The organism is Ralstonia flaminis (assembly GCF_958415495.1).
Lineage (GTDB): Bacteria > Pseudomonadota > Gammaproteobacteria > Burkholderiales > Burkholderiaceae > Ralstonia > Ralstonia flaminis.
The window spans coordinates 355,267-369,359 of the sequence record NZ_CATZLL010000004.1 but is presented as its reverse complement, the minus strand read 5'-3'; the positions used below and the strand labels follow the sequence as shown (position 1 = coordinate 369,359).

The following is a 14,093-nucleotide window of genomic DNA, read 5'->3' as shown; positions in this document are numbered from 1 at the left end:
CGGATGCTGCTGATATAGTACCGGCGCCCCCATTTTCAACCGTTGATTGTCGCTATCACGCTGATAGCCACGGCCGCAGTTCATCGCCCATTTCCCTCGCTGCATGCAGACGCTTGCCTTTGCGCCCGGTCCAGCATTTCTCTCACGCGCTGCCGATGCGACGTGGCGCTTCCTGGACGCGCACGCGCAATCGTCCGGCGCCGGTACGGTCGTCGTACCGACTGCCGCGCAAATCCCGGGTGTACGCAGCGCCCTCCATGCCAGTGCGCAGGCGTCTGGCATGCCACGTCTGCTGCCGCGCATTCTGACGCTTGGCCACTGGCTGCTTGATCTGCCACCAGAGCCGGGTTTCCCTGCTGCACGTACCACGCTCTCGCGGTTGCTTGCTGTGCAGCAGGCGCTCAAGACGCAAGCGTGGCTGCGCGAAGCGCTCGGTGCCCAGGACGATGCGGCGCTGTGGGGGGTGGCGCAGGTGATGGTCACCGTGTCAGACGAGCTGTCGCAGCGGTGGCTCACGCTGGATGCGGCCGACAGCGATGCGCAAGAGCGCCCCGATGCGCTGGAAGCGGCGCTGGCCGAAGCGCTGGAGCGCACGTACGCACAGTTGTCCGAGCGCTTTCTTGGCACGGAATCGCGCATCGTTCTGACGTTCTGGCGGTTGCTGTCGGGTGCGGCTGACCCCATTCCGGTGCGGCTGCATGCCATGCAGCGTCTGCTGGAGGCATTGCAGGGGCCGATGGTCTGGATGAGTCCGACCGACCCTGAAGCCGTTGATCTTGATTTCCTTCAGCGCGCAGCTGAACGCGTGCCCGTGCTGGCGATTGGTTACGACTGGAACGCGCCCGAGGTGGTGTCATCCGGCAGTCCGGCCACGCATGCCGATTTTCGCGATCTGCTGCTGCATGCCTGGCCCGAGTGCGCCACGCCGGCACAGGCGGCGCACGAGGATTCCGACGCTGGGCTTCCCGCGCCTGTCCTACGCATCGCCGGCGCGGCGCGGTTTGAGGATGAGGCTGCCTTTGCTGCGCACACGCTGGTCGATTGGCTGAATGCGGGGCGGCGCTCGCTGGCGCTGGTGGCGCAGGACCGCATCGTCGCGCGGCGTGTGCGGGCGTTGTTGGCGCGCGTGAATGTGCCCGTGCGCGATGAAACCGGCTGGAAACTTTCCACAACACGCGCCGCCGCCGCGCTGATGCGCTGGGTGGATGTTGTGCAGGGTGACGGCGATACCGCTGCGTTGCTTGACCTCATCAAGAGCCCGTTCTGTTTGCGCGACTCAGATGTCGGCACCGCCACGCCTGTTTGGGTTGCAGAGCTGGAGCGCCGCATCCGCAGGCACAACGTGTCGGGTGGATGGGGGCGTCTGCGCCGCCTGGTGGCCGATCGCCCTGCCGAAGAGGCCAGTGGCGAGCCGCAGGTCAGTCGCTTGGCTGACCGCCTGGGCCTGCTGGCAGACGAAGCTGCGCTGTGGCGCCGCGCTGGCAACGCCACGCTCGAAGCGTGGGTCACGCTGCTGGCTGGCACGCTTGACCGCCTGCACATGCGCACTGGTTTGCAGAACGATGATGCGGGGCGCCAGCTGCTCGACTGGATTGACCGGCTGCGTGCGTCCGTACATGGCAGTACGGATGCCGTTGCGCGCTTCTCACTCACGGAATGGCGCGCGCTGCTGTCGATGCTGCTCGAATCCGCTGTCTTCAGCGAGCCCGCACCACCGGCGGACCGGCGTGTCGTCATCCTGCCGCTGAACGGTGCCCGCATGCGGCGTTTCGACGGCGTGGTGGTGGTCGGTTGCGACGACGCGCAATTGCCATCCGCGCAGCCGGAATGGCTGTTCTTCTCAAACGATGTGCGTCGCGAGCTGGGCTTGCCGGACCGCGCACAACGTTTCGCTCAGCAGGCGCGTGACTTGGCGGAGGTGCTGCTCAATCAGCCCGAAGTTGTGCTCACCTGGCAGCGCCACGGGGGGCGCGGAGAACCCAACCGCCTCTCCGGTTGGCTTGAGCGTTTGCAGCGACGGCTGGCCGTGGCAGGTGTGCGGATCGACATGCCTGTCGTTCTACCGAACCTGCAGACCCATCGTCAGCCAACCGATATGCCCGCGCCGGCCGCACCCGCGCTGGTGCCGTCCACACTCAGTGCCGCGGCTTACAACAGCCTGCGCCGCTGCCCGTACCAATTCTTCGTCGGCCGCATGCTGAAGCTGGGTGAGCTGGAAGAGGTGTCCGACGAGTTGGAGAAGCGCGACGTCGGCGAGGTCCTGCACGCGATCCTGCACCGCTTTCATCGGCACTTGCTGGACGCGCCGATGCACGACTCGGTTGATCGCGGGGCGCTGCTGCAGACCATCACCGACGAGCAATTCGGCCCGATGTTGGCCGAGGACGGCAACGCGTTGCGCTTCTATCGCCGCTGGCAGGCCGTGATGCCGTCGTACCTGGCGTGGCAGGCCGCGCGCGAGGCGGAGGGCTGGCACTTTGAAGCGGGTGAGGTCGATGTCGATACGTCGATCACGTTACCGGATGAGCGTCCGCTGCGCCTGCGCGGCCGCATAGACCGCATCGACGTGCATCGCGAACACGGCGTAGCGGTGCTGGACTACAAGACGCAATCGCCCATGGTGCTGGTGCGGCGCGCCAAGACACCGTTCGAAGATTGCCAGTTGCCCTTCTACGGAGTGCTCGATGCGCGTGCTGATGCGGGCGGTTGGGTCTCGCTCGACGGCGAAGCGCGCGGTGATAAACGCGACGTCGCGTTGCCGGACTTCAAGCAAGTGGTGGATTGGCTGCTCGAACAAATGGAGAAAGACATGACCGCCCTGGCGGCTGGCGCGCCGTTGCCGGCCTTTGGCGACGAATCGGCGTGCCGCTATTGTGCAGCGCGTGGCCTGTGCCGCAAGGGGTACTGGACCACAGGCGCGCCAAGTGAACCGGTGAAGGGGCAGGCATGAGTGACTTCGCCTACGAGCGCGATGGCGCCCCGGTCACGCCCGAAGATTTCTCGCGTGCTGCGTGTGACCCGCTGCGCTCGGTCGTGGTGGAGGCCTGTGCGGGTAGCGGCAAGACGTGGCTGCTGGTTACGCGCATGCTGCGCTTGCTGCTGGCCGGTGCAGCGCCATCGGACATCCTTGCCATCACCTTCACGCGCAAGGCGGCCGAAGAGATGCGTCAGCGCTTGCTGGACATCCTTGCGCAACTGGCGAGCGCGGACGACGAAGGCGTTGTGCGTGAGCTGATCGCCCGCACGGTCGACGAGCGCGATGCTCCGGCGCTGATCGATGTGGCACGCGGGTTGTATGCGCGCGTGCTGGAGTCGCCGCAGCGAATGGCGATCGACACGTTCCACGGTTGGTTCGGTTCGTTGCTGCGCGGGGCGCCGCTGTCATCTGGCGTGCCGCAGGGGGCGTCGCTGCGCGAGGATGCCGGGCGGCTGCGCCGCGAAGCCTGGGCGCCGTTCTGGCGTGGCCTGCTGGCGGAAGATCACGCCGAGTTGCGCGCTGTGTACGAAACGCTTGCGGACTTGGTGGGTGACTTTCAGGCGGGTCGATTGCTTGACGCCATGTTCCATCAGCGCAGCGACTGGTGGGCCTACAAGGCGCAAGCTGGCGAGCATCCGCTGAACCCGCTCGATGATTTGCTTGGCGACGATGCACATACCGATCCGCTGGTCGAGGCGCTGCAAAACCAAAACTTGCTGGCCGACATGCTGCGCATATCCGGTTGGCTGGGGCAGGGCGGTGCTGCCGAAAGCAAGCGTGCGACGCAGATTGAAACGGCGGCCACGTCTGCGCGTTCGATTGATGTGTCGGACGAATCTGCGCGCAGGCGGGTCTTCGACGATCTGTTTGGCGCGTTCCACACGCAAGCTGGCAAGGCGCGCGCCTGCAAGCCGACCAAGGCGCTCATCAAGGCGATTGGCGACGGGCAGGCGCTCACCTTGGTTGCCCTGCATGCCACCGTGTGTGAGGCGCTGACTGTCTATCAGGCACGTCGCCAGGAAACGCATGTGCGCGCCGTCAATGCCGCGCTGTTCACCTTGGGCGATGCACTCATCGATCGCTATCAAGCCTACAAGCGTCAGGCACGTGCGATGGACTTCACCGACCTGGAATGGGAGGCCGCCCGCCTGATGCAGGACGAGGACACGGCAGCCTACCTGCAGGTGCGGCTCGACGCGCGCTACAAGCATCTGCTGCTCGACGAGTTTCAGGATACGAATCCGATGCAGTGGCGCATTCTGCAAGGCTGGCTCGCCGGCTATGCGGGTACGGGCACGCAACCGAGCGTGTTCCTGGTGGGGGATCCGAAGCAATCGATCTATCGCTTTCGCCGCGCGGATGCGCGCCTGTTCGATGCTGCGTGCGAGATGCTCGTAGCGGATTTCAGCGCCACCGTGTTGCGCACCAATCGGACGCGCCGCAATGCTCCGGCTGTGCTGGAGTGGGTGAACGCCGTGTTCCTGCAGGCGCGCGCGCGCGGTGACTATCCAATCTATGCGGAGCAAAGCACGGCAGTCAGCGCGCCCATCGGGCAGGCGTTGCTGCTGCCGCTGGTGCCCGTGCCTGAAGCGGCAGAAGTCGATGGGGCCGCACCACGCGACACGCTCACCGAACCACGCGAAGAGGCTGGTGACTCCCAACGCTACGACGAAGGCCGGCAGGTGGCCGCATGCCTGCGCGCGCTGCACGCTGGAGAGCGCATCCGCGAGAACGGCATCGAACGCCCCGTGCGCTGGAGCGATTTCCAACTGCTCGTTCGCCGCAAGCGCTATCTGGCCGACTATGAACGGGCGCTGCGCGATGGCGGTGTGCCGTATGTGAGCCCGCGCAGGGGCGGCCTGCTGGCAACGCTTGAAGCGCTGGATCTGTGTGCGCTGCTGGACTTCTTGATGACGCCGCAAGCCGATCTGTCGCTCGCGCACGTGTTGCGAAGTCCGATCTTTGCGGCAACCGACCAAGACTTGATCCTGCTCGCGCAGTCCGCCGACGGTACGTGGTGGGAGCGCCTGAGCGTGCTGGCACAGCAAGCCGAGACCGCCCCAGCGTTGAGGCACGCGCATCGTATGCTGTCACGCTGGCTGGCAGTGGCGCCCACGTTGCCGGTGCACGATCTGCTCGACCACATCGTCTACACCGGCGAGCTTAAACGCCGCTACGCCGAATGCGCCCCCGCCGCCAATTGCGAGCAGGTGCTCGCCAACCTGGATGCGTTCCTCAAGCTCGCGCTCGACCTGGACGGCGGTCGCTACCCGAGCCTGCCCAAGTTCATGGCCGAACTGCGTGCCATCCGCCAGGGCGATGAAGACGAAAGCCCCGACGAAGGTATGCAGAGCGATGCTGCAGAGACGCCTGACGCCATCGACGCCGAACTTGCAAGCGAAGGTCTGGACGTCGCGCAGATTCTGACCGTGCACGCATCGAAGGGGTTGGAGGCACCGTTCGTGGTGCTGCTCGACACCCACCATAGCGACACGCGCGCCGACAGTGCCGGCATCCTGATCGACTGGCCGCCAGGAGCCGAAGCGCCCGCGCATTTCTCCGCCTTTGGCAAGACGGCTGAACGCGGCCGTGCACGCGATCCGCTGTTCAAGCAGGAAGACGACCTTGCCGCGCGCGAGAACTGGAATTTGCTGTACGTGGCAATGACGCGCGCACGGCAGGCGCTGATCGTCTCCGGCGTGGCCAATAAGCGCGACGCATCTGCCGCACAGGCGACCGACGAAGGTGACGTGCCGGAGGTGGATGGCGACGCAAGCTGGTACACATTGCTGGCAACGGCGGGTGTTGCTTCACCCGCGCCGGTGCTTGAGGCTGCCGCTAGTACGGATGTCTTCGCTGCTGAGGCCGAGGTCGTCTCGTACCACGATTTCCGCGCACCCCTTACGGTAACGGTGCGCGTCGGCGCTGCCATGGCACAGGCAGAAGGTGCTGCCGATCCTGTGTTCGATCAGGGCGCTGTCGCGCAGGGCGAACTGCTGCACGCCGTACTGGAGCGCCTGACGCGCCGCGGCATACCCGAACAGGTACCGGACGCGGCAACCATCGCGCGCTGGTTTGGCTCGACCGGTGTGACCGAAACCGATGCCGCCCGCGCTGCTGAAGCCGTGCGCCGCATGCTGGCCGCCAAAGCCCTGTCACACGTATTCGATCCCGCGCACTTCGATGTCGCCCACAATGAAATCGAACTCTTCAGCCCCGACGGTGCTCTGCTGCGCATCGACCGCCTGATCGAGCGCGGTGATGACATCCTCGTGGTGGACTACAAGCTGCGTCTCTTGCCGGTCGAGCGTGCTGCCTATGCCGACCAGTTGCGCGGCTATGTGGCCGCCGTCACACCGATGTACCCGGGCCGCACGGTGCGCGCTGGTGTAGCAACCGCGCAGGGGGAATGGATCGATCTGGAATCGCTGCCCAAGCCGGCAAAGTCGTCACATGACGATAGCCAAGGCGCGCTGTTCTGACGCGGGCGACACAAGCAAACAGGGGAGGGGCAATGCAGAAGGGAAAAGAGAAGGGGGACGAGCCTGACCCTCGGCACTGGCGGAAAACGGCTGTGGCTGCTTCGTTCCCGACCTGACCAGGTTGACCGCGCCACCATGCGAGGAGGCCCGTCCGACCGGCATTGTAACCGACTCGCGCATCCTCACCGGAATATCCTTGCAATTCACTCGGCGCGCACCATGTTCGAACCCTTGGAAAGCCCGTCGGAAATCCACCTCGCTTTGCTACAATCCGCCGCATGAGTTATCAAGTGCTCGCCCGCAAGTGGCGCCCTCGCGATTTCACCACGCTCGTCGGTCAGGAGCATGTGGTGCGCGCGCTCACGCATGCGCTCGAACAGCAGCGTCTGCACCATGCTTATCTCTTCACGGGGACGCGCGGTGTTGGCAAGACCACGCTGTCGCGCATTCTCGCCAAATCGCTCAACTGCGTCGGTGCAGACGGGCAGGGCGGTATCACCGCGCAGCCGTGCGGCGTGTGCCGTGCCTGTACTGAGATCGATGCCGGGCGTTTTGTCGATTACATCGAGATGGATGCGGCGTCCAATCGCGGTGTCGACGAGATGGCCCAACTGCTCGACCGCGCGGTCTATGCGCCGACAGTCGGCCGCTTCAAGGTCTACATGATCGACGAAGTGCACATGCTGACCAACCACGCCTTCAACGCGATGCTGAAGACGCTGGAAGAGCCGCCCGAGCACGTCAAGTTCATTCTCGCGACCACTGATCCGCAGAAGATTCCGGTGACGGTGCTGTCGCGCTGCCTGCAGTTCAACCTCAAGCAGATGCCGCCGGGGCACATCGTGTCGCACCTGGAGCGCATCCTCGGTGAAGAGCACGTCGCCCACGAAGTGAATGCACTGCGCCTGCTGGCTGCCGCCGCGCAGGGTTCGATGCGCGATGCGCTGTCGCTCACGGACCAGGCCATCGCCTACAGTGCTGGCGAGGTGAGCGAAGCTGCGGTGCGCGGCATGCTTGGTGCGATTGACCAAAGCTACCTCGTGCGCCTGCTTGATGCGCTGGCCGACGAGAGCGGCGCGGGGCTCATCGAGATTGCTGACGAGATGGCGGGGCGCAGCCTGAGCTTCTCGGGTGCGCTGCAGGATCTGGCGTCGTTGCTTCAGAAGATTGCACTGGCGCAAGTCGTGCCGGCCGCCGTGCAGGACGATTGGCCCGAAGCGGATGATGTACGCCGACTGGCTGAGCGCTTCGACGCGCAGTCGGTGCAACTGTTCTATCAGTTCGCCAACCTTGGCCGCAATGAGCTGGCCCTGGCGCCCGACGAATACGCTGGCTTTACGATGACGTTGCTGCGCATGCTGGCGTTCCAGCCTGGGCAGTCGGGTGGGGATGCGACGCCGCCCTCGGGTGGTGGCGGTAAGCGGATCGTGTCATCGCCGTCGGCGGGCGTGCCGGCTGCATCCCCGCGTCCGACCATGGCGGCGAGTGCACCCGCGGTGGCGCCGGTCGCGCAGACGACGCCTGCGGCGCGTCCGGAGCCGGTGGTTGAGGCGCCGCGCGCAACGTATCAAGTTACTCCGCCGGCGCCGGCATCAGCGGCAGCGGTTGAAACGCCAGTCCCAGCGTCCGTCAGTGCGCCAGCGCGCCGTTCGCCGGCCATGGAGGCATTGGCTGCTGCTCGTCAGGCATCGAGCCGTGGTCGTGGCGGCGCTTCAGCACCAGCCGCTACGCCAGTGGCTGTTCCTGCGCCAGCGCCAGTCGCGCGTCCTGTTGCCGCCGCGGGGCCGCGCCCGAATCCAGTGGCTGCACCTGCGTCGCCACCGCCGCGCCGTGGGCCGCAGGCTGCATCGGCGGCTTCGCCCGACGATGGCCCGCCGCCGTGGGATGAAATGCCCGGCGAGTTTGCCTCGCCGTCGCTGGAAGAGATCAATGCTGCGTTCGCGGGCTGGGATTCGGCTTCGAGTGCGCGTCCTGATGCTTCTGCGCCCGTTGCGCGTTCTGCGCCGGTCGAATCACCCGCCGCCCCACCGGTCCCGGTGCAAGCCAAGCCTGTTGCGCCGGAGCTCGTAGCTGCCGCCACGCCGCCCGACCTGAGTGCAAGCAGCCTCACCACGTTTGATGGGGATTGGCCCAAGCTCGCGGCAGGCCTGCCGATACGTGGTCTGGCCCAGCAGCTTGCGCACCAGAGCGAACTGGTGGCAGTGGAGGGCGTCACCGTGCGTTTGCGCGTACCACTGCCAGCATTGACCGAAGCCGGTGTCGTGGAGCGGCTGGAGGCTGCACTGACGGAGCACTTCGGCACGTCCATACGCGTGGCATGCGACATCGGTGCTGCACGTACGACAGCCGCTGCTGCCGATGCGGAGCTACGTGCCCAACGCCAGCGTGATGCTGAAGACGCCATTGCGTCCAACCCGTTTGTACAGGCGCTGGTGCGTGACTTTGCCGCACAGGTTGTCCCGGGTTCGATCCAGCCGCACGCACACTGAGCACGCATTCCCAAATTGAACACTGGCGCGCTCAATCAAGCGGCGCGCCTCGTATGACCCATTGCAAGGAGCAACAACCATGATGAAAGGCCAGATCGCCGGGCTGATGAAGCAAGCCCAGCAGATGCAGGAAAACATGAAGAAGGCGCAGGAACAACTCGCCCAGATCGAGGTGGAAGGCGTGTCTGGCGCTGGCCTCGTGAAGGTGGTGATGACCTGCAAGAACGACGTGAAGCGCGTGTCGATTGACCCGAGCCTGGTGGCCGAAGGCGAAGACAAGGAGTTGCTGGAAGACCTGGTTGCCGCCGCATTCAACGACGCCGTACGCAAAGCCGAGGCGACCACGCAAGAGAAGATGGGCTCACTGACGTCGGGTTTGGGTGGCATGGCAAGCATGCTGCCGCCGGGCTTCAAGCTGCCGTTCTAAGGCCACACCGATCGGGATCGCGCCATGGTGCTGGAATCTGCGCTACTGCACGTCAAGCCTGGCCAGGAAGCCGCCTTCGAGGCGGCTTTTGGCGAGGCCCGCCACATCATCGGTGCGATGCAGGGCTTTATTTCGCTGACGCTGTCTCGCTGTGTGGAGGCGCCTAGCGATTATCTGCTGCTGGTGCAATGGCAGACGCTGGAAGACCACACCGTTGGTTTCCGGCAGTCGGCTGAGTATCAGCGCTGGCGCGCACTGTTGCATCACTTCTACGATCCGATGCCGGAAGTGCTGCACCACACGCTGGTTTGGGAGCAGGCATGACGCGTAGCGGCCAGGGCACGCCATCGGCGCTGCAGATGTTGGTCGAGGCCCTGCGCGTGCTGCCGGGCGTGGGCCCCAAGTCTGCGCAGCGCATGGCGTACTACCTGTTGCAGCATGATCGCGATGGTGCCGAACGTCTGGCGCAAGCGCTGAGCGAAGCCACCGAATCGATCCAACACTGTAGCCGCTGCAACACCTTTACCGAGCAGGAAGTCTGCGAAACCTGCCTGGACTCGCGCCGTGATGCGTCCGTGCTGTGCGTGGTGGAAACGCCCGCTGATCAGATGATGATCGAGCAGACGCTCACGTATCGCGGGCAGTATTTCGTGCTGATGGGGCGGCTCTCGCCGCTGGACAACATCGGCCCCAAGGAAATTCACCTCGAACGCCTGCTGGCCCGCGCGACCGATCCTGCGCTGGGTGGGCCGTGCGCCGAGGTCATCCTCGCGACCAACTTCACCAGCGAGGGTGAGGCCACCGCACACTACATCGGCGAGATGCTCAAGGCGCGCGGCATCAAGGCAACGCGCCTGGCACGCGGTGTGCCGGTGGGCGGCGAACTGGAGTATGTCGATGCGGGCACCATCGCCCGCGCGGTGCTGGATCGGCGCCAGCTCTGATCTTCCAAAGCGTTTCTAGAACTCGGCGTGGATGCGTGCACCCACGATGGATACCGGGCCGCGATCACGGTTGTATGCGGGGTGGACGACGTACTGATAGTTCAGGCCCAGCGTCAGGTGCTTGATGACGGCTACGTTGTAGTACAGCTCGGCAATGCGCTCGGTGCCGTAGTTCAGCGCGCCGTCGCCGATCAGCACGCCCATGCCGCCGGCTGCAAAGTATTGGCGTGCCGCGCCTGACAGGCCATTCACCACCACAGCCGCGCCAAACGTGTCGTTCGGGCGTCCCCAGTGCGTGCCCTTGAGCGAGAGCCCGGCCGATACCGACTGGTTGATGTCGGTGAATTCGAACGTCTCCTTGCTGCCGTCGTTCATGCTGGCGCGGGCAAAGATGCCCAGGTTGTCGGTGACTTCCTGCTCGATGTTCAACGCGATACCAGGGCGCCAGGCGAGTCGCCGCACGAGGCCGGTGTCCGGCGTGTTGCCGGTCTGCTGGGCGAGGTTCACCGCATCGCCATAGCCGCCCATCTTGCCCCGTGTCGCAAAGGCGAGCAGCTTGACCTTGCCAGGCCGGCCGAACCAGTTTTGGCGCGCCTCGAACTCGCCCACCCACTGATACTGCTTCCACGTCGTGTCGATCGTGACGCTGTTGGGCTCCTTCGACAGCGCGAAGAGGCCGCCGCGCAGCGTCCACCACGACTGCGTCCATTCCACCGCCAGACCGTGCGTGTAACCCCAGGCGTCGGCGGCGTAGTCGAATGCGCCGGCGTCGACCACAGCCCAGTTCAGGAAGTCGCCGCGCGGATCGTGCGCATAGGTGTTCGTGTCGAAGATGTCGACCACCGAGAACTTGCCAACCGTGATGGTCAGGTTATTGGCGGAGTGGCTGCCCGCGAGCTGGTTGGGCCCCGACTCAATGGCCTGTTGTTCGCCTCCCAGGTCGATCACTTGCCGCAGGAATAGCCGGGGCAGCTTGTGATAGGGGGCATTCTTGCCGACCTTGTAGGCCTCGGCACTGGAGAAGCCCGCCAGGCCCACGGTATTGCTCAAGCCGAAACCCTGGTCGATTTCCGGGTTTGCATACAGCTCGGCGCCCTTCCACAGGCGCAGGCCCAGGTAGAGCGTGACGTCGGTCGTTTCCTTGTTGTTATTGTCGGCCGTCAGGCTGTTGGTGCCGCTGTATGGCGAGTGGAACGATGGGTGCCACTGCGTCACATTGGTGACCTGCCCGTGAATGTTCCAGCGTTCTGGCTCGGGGATGTCCGTGTTGGGCGTGTCGGCGTCCGCTGCCAGGGCAATCCCCTGCAGGCCCAGTGCCAGCATGACGGCCATGAGGGCCTGCCGGGCGGTGCCGGCGCGCTTGGCGCGGTGGGAAAGAAAACGGGATGCGAGGCGAAGAGACGACGATGGCATGGGCGCAACAGAGAGGGCAGCCGCTAGAATTCCAGGGTTGTGCGCTCGGAATAGGCAAAAACCCGGCGATAGTAAACGCCGTGCTATGACCAACCGGTGAAAACTGGACCGTTTGCACGAACCTGTCGCATTTCTCCAAATCCGCCGGATGGCCTCTACGATGAACCTTGCCCGCTTCGATCTCGTCACCCTCGGCCTGTTTGTGGCGGTGGCCCGGCTGGGCAGCATTTCTGCCGGGGCGCGGCAATCACACCTAGCGGTGGCTGCGGCAAGCAAGCGGATTTCCGACCTCGAAGCCGCTGTGGGCGCACCGCTGCTGTATCGCCATGCCGCCGGGGTGGAACTGACCGAAGCTGGCCAGGCATGCTTTCGCCATGCCGTCGGCATCCTGCAGGACGTCGAACGTATGGCCGGCGCGCTGTCGGACTTTGCTGCCGGCACACGCGGGCTGGTGCGCGTGTGGGCCAATACCTCGTCGATTACGCAGTTCCTGGCCGATGATCTGGCTGCTTTCATGCTGGCCAATCCGGCCATCCGCATCGCGCTGGAGGAGCAGGACAGCGGCGATATCGTCGCCGCACTGCGTGAGAACCGCGCAGACCTTGGTATCTTCGCTGCCGGCACGCCATGCGATGGGCTGCAATCGTTCGATTACCGCGAGGACGATCTCGCCCTTGTCACACCGCGCAGCCACCCGCTGGCAGGCCGCAAGCAGGTGAGTTTTGCCGATGCGGTGGAGTTCGATTTCGTCAGCCTGCCGCCCGGTACATCGCTGGCAGCGCAACTGTTGGAGGAGAGTCAGCGCCTGAGCAAGCCGCTGCGCTTACGCATCCAGGTGCGCAGCTTCGAGGCGGTCTGCCGCATGGTGGCCTCGGGCCTGGGTGTGGGGGTGCTGCCGCGTATTGCCGCACAGGGGCACGTGTCGAGCTTGCCGGGCGCAGGTCTCGCGCTGGTCTCGCTGCAAGACGAGTGGGCGCATCGGCGCCTGCTGGTGGGCGTGCGCGACCCGGATGCACTCACCAGTTCTGCGCGCCTGCTGATGACGCATCTGCTCGGCAATCCCGCCGCACTCTGAATTCAACGTTCTCTATACGACCATGCCGACACAGGTTTTGCAGAACATCCGTGTGCTTGAGCTCGGGCAATTGATTGCCGGGCCGTTTGCCGCCAAGACGCTTGCCGATTTCGGTGCGCAGGTCATCAAGATCGAGCCACCGGGGCAGGGGGATCCGCTACGCAAATGGCGGATGCTGCATGAGGGCACCTCGGTCTGGTGGGAGGCGCAGTCGCGCAACAAGCAGTCTGTTTGCGTGGATTTGCGTGTGCCCGAGGGCCAAGAGGTCGTGCGCAAGCTGGCCGCCGAGGCCGATGTGCTCATCGAAAATTTCCGCCCTGGCACGATGGAGAAGTGGGGCCTGTCGTACGAGGCGCTGTCGGCCATCAACCCAAAGCTCATCATGCTGCGCGTATCGGGCTATGGTCAGACCGGCCCCAAGCGCGACGAGCCGGGGTTTGCAGCGATTGCCGAGGCGATGGCCGGCTTGCGCTACCTGACCGGTGAGCCGGGGCGCCCGCCTGCGCGTGCGGGTCTGTCGTTGGGCGACACGATTGCCGGGTTGCACGGCGCGCTGGGCGTGCTGCTCGCGCTGTATGAACGCGATGCGCGCGGCGGCAAGGGGCAGGTGATCGACGTGGCGTTGTATGAGTCGGTCTTCAACCTGACGGAGAGTCTGCTGCCGGAATACTCGGTATTCGGCGCCATTCGCCGGCCGGCCGGCGGGGCATTGCCGGGCATTGCGCCATCCAACGCGTACCGCTGCGCGGGCGGCGAATACGTCTTGATTGCCGCGAACGGTGACAACATCTTCCGCCGCCTGATGCAGCGCATGGGCCGGCCGGACCTGGCCGATGATCCAGGTCTTGCGCGCAACGATGGCCGCGCCGCCCGCGTGGATGAGATCGATGCCGCCATCAACGCGTGGACGGGTGCGCTTCCCATAGCGGAGGTTCTGGCTGCGCTGCAAGAGGCCGAGGTGCCTAGCGGTCCGATCTACACCATCGCCGATATTGCTGCCGACCCGCATTACCGCGCGCGCGGTGTCATCGAGACCGTGCGTGCGCAATCAGGCATCGATGTGGAGATGCCGGGCGTGGTACCCAAGCTTTCCGGCACGCCCGGTGCGGTACAGGCCAGCGCTCCGCGCCTGGGTCAGCACACGCGCGACGTGCTGCGCAGCCATGGCTTGACCGACGCGCAGATCGATGCGCTGGCCGCACAAGGCGTGATTGCCGAAGCGGCAGGCTAAGGGGCTAGGACCATCCCGCATGTTGTATGGCAAATCGTTGCGGTAATATCGCCGC

General features: G+C 65.1%; 9 protein-coding genes and 1 other RNA gene. 8 read left to right on the top strand and 2 right to left on the bottom strand.

The window, feature by feature from the left end:
- Positions 1 to 103 precede the first annotated feature (103 nt).
- Together R2N11_RS08570 and R2N11_RS08565 are read left to right on the top strand one after the other, a co-directional pair.
- Complete coding sequence (locus R2N11_RS08570; RefSeq protein ID WP_316680800.1) at positions 104 to 2,950, top strand: PD-(D/E)XK nuclease family protein; 2,847 nt, start codon at positions 104 to 106, stop codon at positions 2,948 to 2,950.
- Positions 2,947 to 6,459: a UvrD-helicase domain-containing protein gene (locus R2N11_RS08565; protein WP_316680799.1), complete on the top strand. Its 3,513-nt coding sequence runs from the start codon at positions 2,947 to 2,949 to the stop codon at positions 6,457 to 6,459. Before R2N11_RS08570 ends, R2N11_RS08565 begins: the two co-directional genes overlap by 4 nt.
- Before the next feature lie 53 nt (positions 6,460 to 6,512).
- Here R2N11_RS08565 and ffs read toward each other — a convergent pair.
- An RNA gene (gene ffs, locus R2N11_RS08560) (signal recognition particle sRNA small type) lies at positions 6,513 to 6,611 on the bottom strand.
- A gap of 126 nt (positions 6,612 to 6,737) precedes the next feature.
- Here ffs and R2N11_RS08555 point away from each other — a divergent pair.
- The 4 genes from R2N11_RS08555 to recR all read left to right on the top strand — a co-directional run bounded on the left by R2N11_RS08555 (position 6,738) and on the right by recR (position 10,319).
- The gene (locus tag R2N11_RS08555; RefSeq protein WP_316680798.1) at positions 6,738 to 8,948 is read left to right on the top strand and encodes a DNA polymerase III subunit gamma/tau; all 2,211 of its coding nucleotides are present in this window, start codon (positions 6,738 to 6,740) and stop codon (positions 8,946 to 8,948) included.
- Positions 8,949 to 9,027: 79 nt separating this feature from the next.
- Positions 9,028 to 9,375, top strand: a complete 348-nt coding sequence (locus R2N11_RS08550) for a YbaB/EbfC family nucleoid-associated protein (RefSeq protein ID WP_199027035.1) — start codon at positions 9,028 to 9,030, stop codon at positions 9,373 to 9,375.
- A 24-nt stretch (positions 9,376 to 9,399) separates the two neighbouring features.
- A complete protein-coding gene (locus tag R2N11_RS08545) occupies positions 9,400 to 9,699 on the top strand; it encodes an antibiotic biosynthesis monooxygenase family protein (protein ID WP_199027033.1) in 300 nt (99 codons plus the stop codon).
- Positions 9,696 to 10,319 (top strand): recombination mediator RecR, encoded by a 624-nt coding sequence (recR, locus tag R2N11_RS08540; protein ID WP_199027031.1) that lies wholly within the window; start codon positions 9,696 to 9,698, stop codon positions 10,317 to 10,319. The genes R2N11_RS08545 and recR overlap by 4 nt, the downstream gene beginning before the upstream one ends.
- Positions 10,320 to 10,334: 15 nt before the next feature.
- Here recR and R2N11_RS08535 read toward each other — a convergent pair whose 3' ends face one another.
- Positions 10,335 to 11,732 carry a carbohydrate porin gene (locus tag R2N11_RS08535; RefSeq protein WP_430715421.1) on the bottom strand — a complete coding sequence of 466 codons (1,398 nt, stop codon included), beginning with the start codon at positions 11,730 to 11,732 and terminating at the stop codon, positions 10,335 to 10,337.
- A gap of 160 nt (positions 11,733 to 11,892) precedes the next feature.
- Between R2N11_RS08535 and R2N11_RS08530 the strand changes: the two genes are divergently transcribed.
- Together R2N11_RS08530 and R2N11_RS08525 are read left to right on the top strand one after the other, a co-directional pair.
- The gene (locus R2N11_RS08530; RefSeq protein WP_316680796.1) at positions 11,893 to 12,807 is read left to right on the top strand and encodes a LysR substrate-binding domain-containing protein; all 915 of its coding nucleotides are present in this window, start codon (positions 11,893 to 11,895) and stop codon (positions 12,805 to 12,807) included.
- A gap of 22 nt (positions 12,808 to 12,829) precedes the next feature.
- Complete coding sequence (locus R2N11_RS08525) at positions 12,830 to 14,038, top strand: CaiB/BaiF CoA transferase family protein (RefSeq protein ID WP_316680795.1); 1,209 nt, start codon at positions 12,830 to 12,832, stop codon at positions 14,036 to 14,038.
- Positions 14,039 to 14,093: the final 55 nt, after the last annotated feature.

What these genes read in the sequence shown, in the direction of transcription:
- R2N11_RS08570 (WP_316680800.1), top strand. Translation starts at nt 104, where the DNA reads ATGCAGACGCTTGCCTTTGCGCCCGGTCCAGCATTTCTCTCACGCGCT.
- R2N11_RS08565 (WP_316680799.1), top strand. Translation starts at nt 2,947, where the DNA reads ATGAGTGACTTCGCCTACGAGCGCGATGGCGCCCCGGTCACGCCCGAA.
- R2N11_RS08555 (WP_316680798.1), top strand. Translation starts at nt 6,738, where the DNA reads ATGAGTTATCAAGTGCTCGCCCGCAAGTGGCGCCCTCGCGATTTCACC.
- R2N11_RS08550 (WP_199027035.1), top strand. Translation starts at nt 9,028, where the DNA reads ATGATGAAAGGCCAGATCGCCGGGCTGATGAAGCAAGCCCAGCAGATG.
- R2N11_RS08545 (WP_199027033.1), top strand. Translation starts at nt 9,400, where the DNA reads ATGGTGCTGGAATCTGCGCTACTGCACGTCAAGCCTGGCCAGGAAGCC.
- recR (WP_199027031.1), top strand. Translation starts at nt 9,696, where the DNA reads ATGACGCGTAGCGGCCAGGGCACGCCATCGGCGCTGCAGATGTTGGTC.
- R2N11_RS08535 (WP_430715421.1), bottom strand. Translation starts at nt 11,732, where the DNA reads ATGCCATCGTCGTCTCTTCGCCTCGCATCCCGTTTTCTTTCCCACCGC.
- R2N11_RS08530 (WP_316680796.1), top strand. Translation starts at nt 11,893, where the DNA reads ATGAACCTTGCCCGCTTCGATCTCGTCACCCTCGGCCTGTTTGTGGCG.
- R2N11_RS08525 (WP_316680795.1), top strand. Translation starts at nt 12,830, where the DNA reads ATGCCGACACAGGTTTTGCAGAACATCCGTGTGCTTGAGCTCGGGCAA.